The sequence below is a fragment of the Thalassotalea sp. 1_MG-2023 genome, assembly GCF_030546745.1.
GTDB lineage: Bacteria > Pseudomonadota > Gammaproteobacteria > Enterobacterales > Alteromonadaceae > Thalassotalea_C.
The window spans coordinates 105041-119098 of record NZ_JAUOPD010000012.1; the positions used below are offsets into that span (position 1 = coordinate 105041).

The following is a 14058-nucleotide window of genomic DNA, read 5'->3' on the forward strand; positions in this document are numbered from 1 at the left end:
CCTTCATGTTGAAGGCCTTTACATTCGTTTTATTTAGAATTTATAACTTGCACCGAAGGTAATACGGCGGTCTGTCAAACCTTGGTAGCATAATAGCGCACCTTCGCTGACACATGACTGTTTAATGTCAGATTCAGTAAGGTTTACAGCTTCAATGCCAATATTTAATTGCTCATTAACATTGTAGTTTATGCTTGCATTAAGTTGACCTCTGTCTTCTTGTACCACAGGAAATCCCCATGGGAAGCTACTTGTACTACCGAAATCTGTAGAACGGTATGCTTCACGCCATGTGTAACGCATTCTAGCAGAAAGGTCATATTTTTCGTAATACAGGGTGAAGTTATAAGCGTTTTCAGATAAATCGATTAGCGATTGTTTTGCTGTTACTTCAATATCACTGATACCTGTCGTTGCTGCAAATACTGCATTTGCTCTACTTGTAGCGCTATCTACAGATTCACCACCAGAGAATTTTTGAATGGTATAGTTAGCAAGAAAGCCAAAACCAGATGCCCAACCAAGTTCTTCTTCAAAGCTTGAAAGGTCATATTGAATGGCCATTTCAATACCTTCTTGTGTTGTTTCAGCAGTATCATTAATGGTTGTTGACCAAGGTACACAAACACCTACACCACCACTAGGGCCAAATACATTCACATCAGCAATTGGGTTCCAAGTGCCGCCTTGTTCACAATCTGGGCCTGTTGTGTCGCGGTAGCCGGTATTTGGGTCTTCAAAAGGGTCTTCTTGTTGACCAACGTGTAAATCTTTACGAGTTTTATGAAAATAACCAATGCTTACCACGCTAGATTCAGCAAAATACCAATCTGCTGAGATATCAAAAGAAGTTACTTCTTCTGGCTCTAGCCCTGGATTACCGACTGAAACAGCTGGATTTGGACTGGTGCTATAGGTTACAGATGTCGATAGGTCATTAAAGTTAGGACGACGAATGTCTTTACCCCATGAGGCGCGCATCATAACATCTTCGGTGAGATCTGCTACTATGTTAACCCGTGGCAGCAAGAAGTCATAGTTACCTTTTTTGGTTTCTTGTGTAACAACACTATTGCCATTTGCATCTTCAGTAATTGAATTACCTAAAGATTCAATATCGGTTTCAATATAACGAAGACCAAAGTTACCGCGGATGTAGTCAGTTTCAAAATTTAACTGAGCGTATAGTGCACTAGTGGTTTCTTCAATATCAAAAAATGCACTAACACCTGAGGTTGGTTCGTTTAACGGATTTGAACCGCCATGTGCTTGAATAGCTGAAGCTAATGTTTCAAATACATAATCAGGATCAGAAGCCACTAACTCAGGATCAACAATCAAATAATCTTTAACAAATAATTCACGACCATCAGCATCACCAAAATTACTTGGTCCTGCTGTTAAAATGTCTGCAAATAGAGACCCTCTAGGGCTGTCATCCATTGAACGTAGGCCAAGATTTGAGCGAACTTGATCTGTCATACTGCTTGCTTTGCTGTAACGAATACCAAAATCTACCGATGAGATAGCATTCCAATATAAGTCATAAGTAAAGTCAGCACGAAATGCATCTTCTGTATTTTCAGTTTGATCATTCGCAATTTGCACATCTCGAAGCACTACATTTTCTGGATTGAGCATATCAGCAACGGTTGGTGCATGATCAGCGCCGTAAGCAATGCCGAAAGCCAATGAACCACCGGTTAAATCATATGCAAAAGGAACGCTGTTATCATTTGAACCGCCGGCGTCTAATGGCGCATTTGGATTGATAAAGTTTAATGTCGTATTGATTCGTGGGTTGGTAGAGTCAGAACGTGATGTTGAAAGCTCAACTTTCGCAAATAAACTTTCACCTTGCCATTCTCCACCAATACTGAAGATTTCACTTTTGGTCACACGTGAATTCGTATCACCTGAAAAACGTAAATTTGGATCATCATCGTCATCTGCTAAGTCTACAGGTATGACGCCTTTTACTGCGGCTTGAATACTGCCTAAATCGACGCCATCAAGGGTACCAAAATTAACCATCTCAAAATCGCTTGGTATTGAGATGTTATTTAGACTACTAACACCTGAAGCTTGTACTCTAGTACTTTCTTCTTTTCTGTCTTGATCGTTAACAACAGCATCAAACCAAAATCGAGTGTTTGCAGTTGGTGCCCATTCTAAGGTACCAACTAGGTTGAGTGTTTCATATTCATAATTGTCTTGATCTTGGTTTAAAAACTGAATGGGTAAAAAATCAAAATCTTGCGCACTAGCTGCTCCGCTGTCAGCAGCGATAATATTGTCACGATCGGCACGAGGGCGAAATGCGGATACATCTTGCTCTGCATAGCTTGCACTGATAACGAGTCCGACTTTACCGTTGTCAGTATCCCAGTTGTCGCCAAAGGTGCCAGAAAGTCTTGGTTTTACGCCGTCTGTTGAAAGGCTGCTTTCTTCACCTTGAATTCTAAATGCAGCTAATGTTTCATCAAGTTGAAGTGGTCGAATTGTTCTTAAATTTATTGTGCCACCAACTGAACCTTCAACAGTTTTTGCTTCTGGCGCTTTAATAATCTCAACACCAGCAATAATTGAAGCAGAAACATCTTCGAAATTAATACCACTTCGACCTGCGCCAGAACCAACGGTAGAAACGCCATTAATTTCCGTGCGGTTTGCATTAGTACCACGTATCTGTACACCCGTACCAACACCAGCTGAACGCGTAATTTGAATACCTGTAACATTCTCTAGCACTTCAGCTAAGTTTTGATCAGGTAACTTACCAATATCTTCGGCTTCAATTATTTCGACTAAACTGTCAGCTGAACGTTTTTGTGCTAATGCACTTGCTAACGAACTTCTAATACCTGTTACTTCAATTACTTCGACCTGATCAGCTTTAGATTGCTGTTCACTTTCTTCTGCTTGAACTGGTACTGTTAGCATTGCAGCTAAAGCTGCACCATAAAGAGGTAAGTTGCGCTTCTGGCGTATTACCGCACTTATACCGTTAAGTTTCATCATTGTCTCCCACATATTCTTTATATTTATAATTTTTGGTATTACCAAAGAGGTGTTTGTTTTTAAATCCTCTGGCTATATTTTATAGTTTAAATAGTAACCAATAACAAGGGGTATTTTTTAGTTGTTTTGCTTATTGGTAATACAATGTGGCTATACATTATGGGTGGTAAGTCTTAGCTTAAAATCATTTTTTTTATTTATATGTGTTATTAGCTTTTGATTATAGTCAGCGGGGAAACACATATTAAAAAGAGTAAAAAGTTGATGTTGGTCTATCAATTTTGGAGGGAGGATTAGAAATCATATTGTTTAATAATGATTTTTTGGCATTACCATTCTGTTGCTTTATTGTTAATCATACTGATAAAGTGAAAACTTCTATAATAAAATGCCGTTCACAAATGAGAACGGCATGATGTTTTATTTTGTTGAAATGTGCGTGATAGGTATTTATTTTATAACTTTAACCGAATCGTTCACTTTTTCGCTTGAGATATAACCTATCGCATTAGGGTTTGTTGCTACAAAGGCGATAATTTCATCATCTGATGATAACTCCTTAGGCGGTTTTCCTTTGCCTGTAAAGATGAGTTTCGACCAATAGGCCTTCATTTGCGATTTGTTTTTACCAATAAGCTTATCTTCAAACTCTTTACGAACACCATTACCATATTTGGTGTTAACAGGTTCAACAGAGTTACCATTGGCATAGGATTTATTTTTCCCTAAAAATATTCGACTGATATCGTTCTCGCTGATCTCGCTAGTGTTACTTGGATTTACAATGACAGCAACATCGCCAAAGGAGGTAAAACTTAAGGTTGATAAATAAACAACCATACATGTTTTTAATAATTTCATTGCTTGCTCCTTAAAAAACCGTTACTAAGGCCATACGAAATAGCCCTGCATCATAACTACTGTCAGTTTCATTTTCAAAATCTGTATATTCAAATTTTACCGCGGCAGAATCATGAAAGTCATAACGTACGCCAAACGTTAAATAATTTTCCTTTGATATTTGATTGGTTATTATTTCTTCTGTCGTCCCTTTGAGAAAATCAAGTGTAGGGGCAATACCATAAGGTACGCCTGAAGTGTAGTTTGAGATCGTGTTGTCATCTTTACCATAGGTTAAGTGTAATAAAATACGGTCAAACTGGTATCCCGCCATTACATAATATGACTCTTCTTCTACAAGTGGTGAGTTGTCAATGTCTAAGTTGGTATATTCACCAACAATTTGAAGGTTATCAAAATGCATTTGAAAGCCGAACTCAAGAAATGAAGCATCATCTTCTGCAATGTTAGTTTGTTGAGCAATGTCGTTAAACCCTGCTTGTTGCCATCCGGCAGACAAGGTTTGTAAGTCTGTTAATGGTATAGATACGTCTGCAACAAAGTAACTCGCTCTAAGCGTTAACCAGTCGTATACGAAAGTAGATGACAAGCCTGTAAGGTCAGTAATATCGGGTTTAACTTGCTGAGAAAATGCTTCAATGTCATCGGTATTTCTGCCATAAATACCATGAAATGTAGCGTCTACGTTACCAAAAGATGTTGTGTAAATGCCACCAAGCCCATCGAAAGTATCAAAAATTAAATTGTATACACCTTTCGGAGGAGAAATCCACGGGTAAGCATATGATACATCTAAATAATCAGAATACATGTAAAAGGGCGCACGTTGTCTACCCGCTAGAATCCGAAATTCGTCTGAGGCATCATAGCTCACATAAGCCCATTTAAATTCGGGATCCCAGTCATCAGCGCCTTTTGCTGTTAATTGAAGTGTTACACCTAAGCCATTGTCTAAATCACTTGATGCTTGTAAGGCAAATAATGAGCCTTGTTTAAAATCAAGGTTATCATCAAAGTTATACAGTTGATCTTTACTCGATGTAGTCATGCCGCCTACAACAGAAGCAAATCCATTAAAGGTGATATCTGCATGTGCTGCTGATGAAGTTAAGGCACTTAACGTAGCCAAACAAATGAATGTTTTTTTCATAATGATTTCCTTTGGTAGTGCGCACTACACTTTAAATTGCAGTGCTATTTCTTCAAGTGTTGACGCAAGGTTGGTTAACTCATCACTGACAGAAGCTATTTCAGTGGTTGCATTAGAAGCATCTTGCGCACATTGCTGAATATCATCAACGTGTTCAACCATAATGGTTGAAATAGAGGTTTGTTGTTGTGTTGAGTTGGCAATTTGATCATTCATTTGTGAAATAATATTTATTGCTTCTGTAATTTCTAATAGGCTATTACCTGCTTGATTAGCACTGGTGACGCTACTCTCCACACCTGTAATTGATGTTTCCATGGTGTTCACTGCATTACGTGCTGCGCTTTGCAATTGTTCTATCATTTGGTTAATTTGTTCAGTCGATTCTTGCGTACGTGACGCTAACCCTCTTACTTCGTCTGCAACAACAGCAAAGCCTCTGCCTTGTTCTCCTGCCCGTGCTGCTTCAATAGCGGCGTTTAGTGCTAATAAATTGGTTTGTTCAGCGATGCCCTTAATCACATCAAGCACTACATTGACTTTATTAGTATCTTCATTGAGTTGATTAATAATTTCAGAGGATTCTTTTATTACGTCAGACAATTGTCTTATTTCTATCACTGTTTGATCGACAACATTTTTGCCATTTTCTGCTTCCGAGTTGGCATTTTGTGCAGATGTTACCGCATCAGCAGCATTTGAAGTGATAGTATTAACACTATCACTCATTTCTTCTACGGATGATTTCGACGCAGAAATACTGTCGTTTTGACGATTAAAAGAATTAATGGTTTCATTAGATAGTCGTTGAATGTTATTCGCGGTATTTGCAAGTGGTACCGCAGTGTCTACCACGCGTTTTATTACTCCCTGTAATTTTTCAATAAAATTATTAAACCAAAAAACCAAGTCGCCAATTTCATCTTGGCTATTAGTTTTTAAGCGAACGGTTAAATCACCGTTATCTTGGGCAATATTTTTTAGTGAAGCGATCACATTTTTCAAGCTGTTACTGATAGAGGAAGTAATTGGAATTGCAACGCTAAACAATACAAGTATTGTGATCACTCCAATGGTAATACCGATAGTGACAGTAGAAGAAACCTTGCTATTGACGGATTCAAATGCCTCGTTAAATGCTTTGTTTTTACTGCTTTTGAATGCTTGTAATTTAGTTTGTAAGGTATTTAGCTTATCTGCCATTGCTGATGAACGTGAACCTAATGTTTCAAAATCCATACTGCCATCAACCATTTCACTTGATAAGGTAAATGCTTGTTGGTAATAATCTTCGAAATCGCTAACCAGTTGTTTGATGGTTGTTGAATGAGCTGGATCAAGGTTAGTCGTTTGTTGAACGTTTTGTCGAAAGTCATCAGCATAACCGTTGGCGGTTTCAAGCATTTCTTGCTCGCCCATGGTAACGGCATTACCTAATGTTTCTTTTATTTTATCTAAATGGTTTAAAGCAAACTTAGAAGACTCTAAATATTTATATTCAATGGCATAAGCGCGTTCAAGTTGATTCACAATTTGCGACATCGCCGTCATACTGGTGATTAAATAAATTAAAAAACCTATAGTGCCTACAATTGGAATCATGAGTATTTTGAATCGAATCGATAGTTTATTAAGTACAAACATTAAATTTATTTTCCATAGTGAATAGCGAATATATCGCCTTATATAGTTGATTGTAGTAGCCATTTTAAAAAATGCGAATGATGTGTTTTTTTTAATACATTTATTATAACTTTTACTAGAAGAGCTTTAATGCATGGCAAAACCTAATACGAAAGGACCAAGCAGAACCGTTGATATTTTTTGTGCTGCTTGTCAGTGCAAATTGTTTAAATACAGAAAAGGCGGAAAAGGAGCGCTAATAAAGTGCTTTATGGAACGAATCGCGCAAGATCATACAGAAAGGTTAGGTGAATGCCCTCAATGCCATCAAACATTTGCAAGAGAAGCGATAATTCGAGGAGTACCTGCACTAAAAATTATTGGTAATAAGGTTCGCTGTAAATAGTGATGATATGTATATTGAAATGATTGATGAATTATTTAATGATTACCATCATGTGAGAATATCGCTACACTAACGTCATGAACGTTAACCACTTAAAAGCGCAAACTGATGATCATTCAAAAAAATGTTATTGATATCAATACAGCAACTGGTCCAATGCGAACCTATATCTATCGGCCAGAGGCAGAGGGAAAATACCCCAGCGTTATTTTTTATTCTGAAATTTTTCAACAAACAGCGCCGATAGCCAGAACGGCAGCGATTATGGCGGGTCATGGTTTTGTTGTTTTAGTACCGGAAGTCTTTCACGAATTAAACCCGTTAGGAACCGTGCTCGGTTATGACGATGAAGGCAAGGATAAGGGAAATAATGATAAATGGGCTAAGCCATTAGAAAGTCATGATTCAGATACCAAAGCATTAGTTGAGTTTATACAACAACAAACTTATTGTACGGGTACAATAGGGGCGATGGGCGTTTGTATCGGTGGTCATTTAGCTTACCGTGCGGCGTTAAATAGTCATGTACTCTCTGCAGTGTGTTTATATGCTACCGATATTCATTCAAATACGCTTCCCTGCGAAGAGCATAATGATTCTTTAACCCGAACGCCTGATATAAAAGGCGAGTTAATGATGATTTGGGGTAAACAAGACCCACATGTACCTGACGAAGGTAGAATGAAGATACACAAAAAATTACTTAATTCAGCGAATACGTTTACCTGGCATGAATTTAATGCACAACACGCTTTTATGCGTGATGAAGGCGACAGATACGATCCTGCGTTAGCATTGCGTGTTTACGGTATGTCGGTAGAGTTTTTTCATCGAACACTAGCAAAAACAGCATAATAGGCGTTATTAACTCAGCGTTTGTTATGTTATGCTTGGCTGATTCAAGTAGCTTAATTTAGCATAGAAAAATAATGTTTCAGCCGGTTAGTTTCTTTATCGGACTTCGTTATAGCAGAAGTCGACAGCGCTCAGGCTTTGTTTCCTTTATTACTTTTTTCTCCATTGTGGGTATTTTACTCGGCGTAAGCGCGCTGATCACTGTGGTGTCTGTGATGAATGGCTTCGAAGGTGAATTAAAAAAACGCATTTTAGGTATAGTGCCACACGTATTAGTCAGTGAAAATAGTCAACCGATGAAGAATTGGCGCAATTTACAGACTAACCTTTCTACGTTTGAGCACGTCACTAATGTCACACCTATTATTGAAACGGAAGCATTAATACTTTCGAATAAAACGTTACGTGGTGTTTTATTACAAGGAATAGAGCCAAGCGAAGAAACAAACAATATTGTATTTAATCATATGATTGCTGGGCAGTTAGAATATCTAACCAATCAAAAGTATTCCGTTATTCTTGGCCAGTCATTAGCACAGAAATTATCTGTTTCAATGGGGGATACCATACGTGTTGTGGTACCCGAAAAAACCTTATTCACCCCGATGGGACGTATTCCGGTGCAACGTACGTTTACCATTAGTGGTATTTTTAATATGCGCTCGCAAGTAGATGACTGGGTCATCTATATTCATCGTCGAGATGCCAGTAAGTTACTGCGTTATCCTGCAGATTCCATTAGCCATTTACGTTTATATTTAGATGATGCTTTTGCTGCTGATTCATTGGTTGAAGCAAACCAAAACGACTTTTCACAATACCAATTTAGTACATGGCGTTCAACGCAAGGTACGTTATTTTCTGCTGTGAGTATGGAAAAAAACATGATGTGGCTAATGCTAAGTCTAATTATAGCGGTTGCTGCCTTTAATATTGTTTCTGCGTTAGTTATGGTTGTAATTGATAAGCAAGGCGAAATTGCTATTTTACAAACGTTTGGTATGGATAGAAGCGGTATTATCAAGATTTTTATGGCGCAAGGGCTTATTAATGGTGTTTGGGGCGTTATGTTGGGAACCATTTGCGGGGTAATATTAACGTTAAATTTAAATAACCTGATCACGTATTTTAATATCAATATGTTTGGTAGTGGTTTCTCGCAGTCTCTACCTATTAACATGCAATTGAGTGATATTTTTATGATTTCTTCCACGGCATTAGTAATGAGCTTCATTGCAACGCTATATCCCGCTTATCGTGCATCACTTACCCAACCTGCTGAGGTACTTCGTAATGAGTAATGGTTTGATTTGTCAACAACTCACTAAAATTTATCAACAAGGAACGATGGAAACCCCAGTGTTACAAGGGGTTGATTTAACGGTCGCTTCTGGTGAGTTATTAGCGATAGTAGGTAGCTCTGGTAGTGGTAAGAGTACGCTTTTGCATTTGGCAGGTGGGCTAGATAGCCCGAGCTCGGGACATGTGTTTATCAATGGTACTGACATTCATACATTAAGCGAGAAAGAAAAAGCAAAGTTTAGAAATCAACATATTGGTTTTATTTATCAGTTTCACCACTTAATGATGGAGTTTACTGCCTTAGAAAATGTTGCAATGCCATTGTTGATCCGCGGCTTGCCGGCGATTGATGCCGAGAAGTTAGCCTCTGACATGTTAGCACAAGTTGGATTGTCTCATCGTTTAACACATCGTCCATCAGAATTGTCGGGCGGAGAAAGGCAACGAGTGGCAATTGCTAGGGCATTAGTGACGAAACCCGCATTAGTGTTAGCCGATGAGCCAACGGGCAATTTAGACTTTGATACTGCTGAGCAAATTTATCAACTGTTGAAAACGCTCAATCGCACTTTAAATACTAGCTTCATTATTGTTACGCATGATTTAACCTTGGCAGCAAAAATGGATAGACAAATTAAATTAGATCACGGTGTGCTTGTTAATGTAGAAGAGCAAGTCGATGGCTAAATCACTCAGTTATTTTTTAGCAAGACGCTATATCAGCCAGAAAAAAAATACCGGTTTTGCCTCTTTTATTTCTGCGTCATCAACCATCGGAATTGCGCTTGGCGTTGCCATTTTAATTTTGGTGTTAAGTGCGATGAATGGGTTTGAAAGAGCATTAGCGCAACATTTATTATCTGTGGTTCCCCACGCAGAACTTGTCAGTGTCAATGAACCGATTAACTACTGGCAACAACAAGTAAATAATGCCAAACAACAACCCAATGTTGTTGCTGCTGCACCGCTAATAAAAGTTCAAGGAATGTTGCAATATAAAGATAAGTTAAAGGGCATAGAATTAAGTGGGGTTGATGTTGAACAGGAACAACACGTCTCGGCAATTTCAACTTACATGGTCGCGGGAGACTGGCAACATTTATTAAAAGAAAACAGCATTATTATTGGTCAAGCCATTGCTGATAAATTAGGAGTGTCAGTCGGGGAGCAGTTACAAATTTTACTGCCACCTATGCGACAAGAGGTAGACGTAAAACGTCAGTTTAATGCCATGAGCAAACGTAATGCTACCGTGGTGGGAATATACAAATTTGGTGGTGAAATAGACGCACAACAAGCGTTTATTTCGTTATCTCAAGGCCAAGACATTATGCATTATGAGCCTCATCAAGTGCAGACTATACGTTTAGCCGTAGAGCAAGTATTCGATGCGGCGAAGGTTGCAAAGCAAGTTGCCTACAAAACAGATGCCTATGTTTACATTTATGATTGGACATATTCTCAAGGGCATTTATATAACGATATTCAACTGGTAAGAATGGTGATGTTTATTGTGTTGGTGCTTGTGATTGCAGTTGCAAGTTTTAATATTGTTTCAACCTTGATTATGGCGGTAAACGATAAAAAAAGTGATATCGCTATTTTAAAAACCATGGGCGCGCGTTCTCGAACCATTATGATGACATTTATACTGCAAGGCTTAAGGAATGGGCTTGTCGGCACCTTGATTGGTGGTGTTGTTGGCACGGTACTCGCGCTAAATTTAACTGACATTGCGCGATTTTTAGAGTCATTTCTCGGCGCAAAGCTATTATCAGGCGATGTATATTTTGTTGATTACTTACCCACAGAAGTTAATAGTGCTGATATTTATCTAACTGTTTGCACTGCGTTGTTGCTAACGTTAGTAGCGACTGTATACCCTGCATGGCGAGCAACAAAAGTTGATCCTGCCCAAGTGTTGGGACAAGTATAAGCTCGCAATTGTTCTGCCTTTAAGGTGATCTTTATCCCTCATTAACACGTAACGGTAATTAATATCACCAATTTATTACCGTTATGTTGATTCACTTTATATTGTTTAACTTATTATGGCTAGGATTAGTCATCTATGGCAATGCTGTAATAACTTTAGCTTTGCTGTGGTTGGTTTTGTTTGCTTGGCACAAAAAACTGACAAGGTATGAATTTTATCTAGCTGGTGTTATCAGCTTTATAGGCATCAGTATCGATAATATTTTAACGGTCTTAGGCATATTCAGATTTCCTAACGAAACCTTAATTCCTTATTGGTTAATCGTACTTTGGCTGTGCTTTAGTTGTCTTTTATTGCGAGCGCCACTACAACTTAAAACTACACGTTGGCTACAAATAATACTAGCAATGATCTTTGCTCCAATGAGCTATTTTGTTGGCTTCCAGTTGTCTGCCGTTAGGTTTGGTTTGGATGTAATACTGACCCTGTTATTACTGTCTGTTATTTGGCCTTTATTTATCATGCTAGCGTTTTCTTTAGAAAATTATTTGCTCCAGACGGAGAAAGATCGTGTCAGCTAAACCTATATTTTTTGTATGCTTATTAACTATTATGTCGACCGTAAAAGCCAATACAGCAACTTTAGAAAAGGTTAAATCAGAACTAACACAAGTTGGTAAAGCAACATTTTCATTCATGTTCTGGGATATTTATGACAGTAAACTTTACACACAAAGTGGTCGTTACAGTTCAACGTCAACCCAAACGTTATTATTGGAAATTCATTACCGAAAAGATATTACAAAAGATGATTTATTAGCAAACACAGTAGAACAGTGGCAATACTTAGGTTTTACGAAAGAAAAGTATGACAAATACCTTGATACCTTGCGTGAACTTTGGCCAAACATTGAATCCGGTGATTCCTTATCTTTACTTGATGATAACAAGAAGAGTCAGTTTTATTTTAACGACGAACAGCTTGGCACAATAGAAGATGCAGAATTTGCAGACTTATTTCTCGCAATATGGCTTTCTGAAAAAACAAGTCAGCCAATACTTCGCAAACGCCTAATAGGAGAAAAGAATGAATAAATTAGTATCGTTTATCGTCATTATTTTAGGTTTATTGGGGTGTAGTAGTGACGTCAGTGATTATAGAAATAGCTCGCCCAAGTTAGATATTAAACACTATTTTACAGGAAAACTTGTGGGTTGGGGCACGATTACTAAGTACGACAATAAAGTGACTCGTAGGTTTTGCGTTGAAGTTATTGGTACTTGGCAAGGTAATAAAGGTGAACTTGATGAGACGTTTTATTTTCTAGATGGTGAAGTTTCTAAGCGAGTTTGGCAGCTTAATCTTGACGGTAATGGTAAATATACTGGCAAAGCTCATGATGTTATCGGCACTGCGAAGGGGCAACAAACTGGCATGGCTTTTAATTGGCAGTATGAACTCGATGTTGCTATTGATAACGATATGATTAGATTCGATATGGATGATTGGATGTATAAGTTAGATGATGATCGGGTGATGAACAAAACGGCCATGAATAAATACGGAATAACGGTTGCCGATATTACGTTATTTTTCGATAAGTCTGTTGAGCAGTGCTCTAATCGTTAAGTAAGTCTAGTAAGGCACTGTTTAGTTCCGAATATTCAAATTGAAAACCGTTGGCTAATAACTTCTTTGGTACTACGTTTTGACCGTAGATAAATAAGTCTGACATTTCTCCAAAGATAAGCTTTAGCATAAAGGCTGGCGTAGAAAGTATACATGGACGTGATAATCTTCTCGCCAATGTTTCGCTAAACACTTTATTAGTTACCGCATTAGGTGACGTCATGTTTACAGCACCAAAAATGCTTTCTTGCTCCATTAAAAAGATGATCGCGTTTACCATATCGTCAATGTGTATCCAACTCATGACTTGTTCGCCGTTTGCAAATTTACCACCTAAACCGAGCTTGAATGGCAGTAACATTTTGTTAAGGGCACCCGCAGTTGTAGAAAGAACAATTCCTGTTCTCAATAAACAAACACGCGTAGTTGTTGATTGCGCTTTTAACGCGATATCTTCCCATTTTTTGCAAATTTCATTTGAAAATTCTGGGTAGTATTGCGTAAAAGCCTCATCTATTTGATAGTTCTCTTGCCGACCATAAACTCCTATTGCACTGCCTGATAAAAAAGTGTGCGGAGGAGTCTCGCTGTGTTGGATAAACTCGACAATCTTTCTTGTAAGACCCCATCTGCTATGACAAATTTTTTGCTTCTGGTTATCTGTCCATCGTTTTTCCGCAATGGGTTCCCCTGCAAGGTTGATTACGACGTCAGTTTGGTCGATCAGCGTTTGATTGAGACTCGTAACAAGATTAACCGCAGTGCCTAAACACGTAACGGCGTTGTTGGGTGAGCGAGTTAATACGGATATTTGATTGTCTTTGTTAGATAACAATTGCTTGATAAGCGCTTGTCCTATTAAGCCTGTACCACCGGTAATTAATATTCTCACTGTTTTACACCTGCAAACTAAATAACTAAATTAATACGTGCTAATTTTAAGTGTAGATCACTTAGAAAAATTTATATTTTTTCACGATAATAATCTGATCTTATTAATAAAACTTGCCGTAGTACTTTAGGACTTATGCGAGAGAAGGAATTGACAAGTGAATTATATTAAAAGCTTTATGACTACGTTTACTTGCTTGTTTTTATTGCAAGCTTGTAATGATAATGCGACAAACCTACATCACTTGTTATCACACCGCTAGCACATAAAAGCCAACAAGCAACGACATTTTTAGTCGAGATAACCCTAGAGCGTGTTGATCTTTCAAGTTTGTTTTTGCAGCAATTTGTTTGGTATTTATACAAGGCAGAGCTTGTGCCGT

Annotated in this window: 13 protein-coding genes; 8 read left to right on the top strand and 5 right to left on the bottom strand. The window is 38.1% G+C overall.

What is annotated here, in order from left to right; translation table 11 throughout:
• Positions 1-33 precede the first annotated feature (33 nt).
• The 4 genes from Q4489_RS11240 to Q4489_RS11255 form a co-directional block, all read right to left on the bottom strand.
• The gene (locus tag Q4489_RS11240; RefSeq protein WP_303480367.1) at positions 34-2943 is read right to left on the bottom strand and encodes a TonB-dependent receptor; all 2910 of its coding nucleotides are present in this window, start codon (positions 2941-2943) and stop codon (positions 34-36) included.
• 528 nt (positions 2944-3471) lie between these two features.
• The gene (locus Q4489_RS11245; protein WP_303480333.1) at positions 3472-3882 is read right to left on the bottom strand and encodes a phosphate ABC transporter substrate-binding protein; all 411 of its coding nucleotides are present in this window, start codon (positions 3880-3882) and stop codon (positions 3472-3474) included.
• Between the two features lie 10 nt (positions 3883-3892).
• Positions 3893-5032: a porin gene (locus Q4489_RS11250; RefSeq protein ID WP_303480335.1), complete on the bottom strand. Its 1140-nt coding sequence runs from the start codon at positions 5030-5032 to the stop codon at positions 3893-3895.
• 24 nt (positions 5033-5056) lie between these two features.
• Positions 5057-6634, bottom strand: coding sequence for a methyl-accepting chemotaxis protein (locus Q4489_RS11255; protein ID WP_303480338.1), 1578 nt, complete (start codon positions 6632-6634; stop codon positions 5057-5059).
• Between the two features lie 175 nt (positions 6635-6809).
• Between Q4489_RS11255 and Q4489_RS11260 the strand changes: the two genes are divergently transcribed.
• The 8 genes from Q4489_RS11260 (at position 6810) to Q4489_RS11295 (ending at position 12784) form a co-directional block, all read left to right on the top strand.
• Positions 6810-7061 (top strand): hypothetical protein, encoded by a 252-nt coding sequence (locus tag Q4489_RS11260; protein WP_303480343.1) that lies wholly within the window; start codon positions 6810-6812, stop codon positions 7059-7061.
• A 108-nt stretch (positions 7062-7169) separates the two neighbouring features.
• Positions 7170-7916 carry a dienelactone hydrolase family protein gene (locus Q4489_RS11265; protein ID WP_303480345.1) on the top strand — a complete coding sequence of 249 codons (747 nt, stop codon included), beginning with the start codon at positions 7170-7172 and terminating at the stop codon, positions 7914-7916.
• A gap of 74 nt (positions 7917-7990) precedes the next feature.
• Positions 7991-9217 carry a lipoprotein-releasing ABC transporter permease subunit gene (locus tag Q4489_RS11270; RefSeq protein ID WP_303480349.1) on the top strand — a complete coding sequence of 409 codons (1227 nt, stop codon included), beginning with the start codon at positions 7991-7993 and terminating at the stop codon, positions 9215-9217.
• Positions 9210-9905, top strand: coding sequence for a lipoprotein-releasing ABC transporter ATP-binding protein LolD (gene lolD, locus Q4489_RS11275; protein WP_303480351.1), 696 nt, complete (start codon positions 9210-9212; stop codon positions 9903-9905). Before Q4489_RS11270 ends, lolD begins: the two co-directional genes overlap by 8 nt.
• Positions 9898-11154, top strand: coding sequence for a lipoprotein-releasing ABC transporter permease subunit LolE (lolE, locus tag Q4489_RS11280; protein WP_303480352.1), 1257 nt, complete (start codon positions 9898-9900; stop codon positions 11152-11154). The genes lolD and lolE overlap by 8 nt, the downstream gene beginning before the upstream one ends.
• 83 nt (positions 11155-11237) lie before the next feature.
• Complete coding sequence (locus Q4489_RS11285; protein WP_303480354.1) at positions 11238-11735, top strand: DUF2878 domain-containing protein; 498 nt, start codon at positions 11238-11240, stop codon at positions 11733-11735.
• Positions 11725-12249, top strand: a complete 525-nt coding sequence (locus tag Q4489_RS11290; protein WP_303480357.1) for a chalcone isomerase family protein — start codon at positions 11725-11727, stop codon at positions 12247-12249. Before Q4489_RS11285 ends, Q4489_RS11290 begins: the two co-directional genes overlap by 11 nt.
• The gene (locus tag Q4489_RS11295) at positions 12242-12784 is read left to right on the top strand and encodes a DUF3833 domain-containing protein (RefSeq protein WP_303480359.1); all 543 of its coding nucleotides are present in this window, start codon (positions 12242-12244) and stop codon (positions 12782-12784) included. The genes Q4489_RS11290 and Q4489_RS11295 overlap by 8 nt, the downstream gene beginning before the upstream one ends.
• Here the strand turns inward: Q4489_RS11295 and Q4489_RS11300 are convergent.
• On the bottom strand, positions 12774-13676 hold the full coding sequence (locus Q4489_RS11300; RefSeq protein ID WP_303480360.1) for a TIGR01777 family oxidoreductase: 903 nt from the start codon (positions 13674-13676) through the stop codon (positions 12774-12776). The genes Q4489_RS11295 and Q4489_RS11300 overlap by 11 nt on opposite strands.
• Between the last annotated feature and the right edge of the window lie 382 nt (positions 13677-14058).

Bases quoted from the DNA above. Each gene is read 5' to 3' on its own strand.
- Q4489_RS11240 (WP_303480367.1), bottom strand. From the start codon at position 2,943: ATGCTAACAGTACCAGTTCAAGCAGAAGAAAGTGAACAGCAATCTAAA.
- Q4489_RS11245 (WP_303480333.1), bottom strand. From the start codon at position 3,882: ATGAAATTATTAAAAACATGTATGGTTGTTTATTTATCAACCTTAAGT.
- Q4489_RS11250 (WP_303480335.1), bottom strand. From the start codon at position 5,032: ATGAAAAAAACATTCATTTGTTTGGCTACGTTAAGTGCCTTAACTTCA.
- Q4489_RS11255 (WP_303480338.1), bottom strand. From the start codon at position 6,634: ATGATTCCAATTGTAGGCACTATAGGTTTTTTAATTTATTTAATCACC.
- Q4489_RS11260 (WP_303480343.1), top strand. From the start codon at position 6,810: ATGGCAAAACCTAATACGAAAGGACCAAGCAGAACCGTTGATATTTTT.
- Q4489_RS11265 (WP_303480345.1), top strand. From the start codon at position 7,170: ATGATCATTCAAAAAAATGTTATTGATATCAATACAGCAACTGGTCCA.
- Q4489_RS11270 (WP_303480349.1), top strand. From the start codon at position 7,991: ATGTTTCAGCCGGTTAGTTTCTTTATCGGACTTCGTTATAGCAGAAGT.
- lolD (WP_303480351.1), top strand. From the start codon at position 9,210: ATGAGTAATGGTTTGATTTGTCAACAACTCACTAAAATTTATCAACAA.
- lolE (WP_303480352.1), top strand. From the start codon at position 9,898: ATGGCTAAATCACTCAGTTATTTTTTAGCAAGACGCTATATCAGCCAG.
- Q4489_RS11285 (WP_303480354.1), top strand. From the start codon at position 11,238: ATGTTGATTCACTTTATATTGTTTAACTTATTATGGCTAGGATTAGTC.
- Q4489_RS11295 (WP_303480359.1), top strand. From the start codon at position 12,242: ATGAATAAATTAGTATCGTTTATCGTCATTATTTTAGGTTTATTGGGG.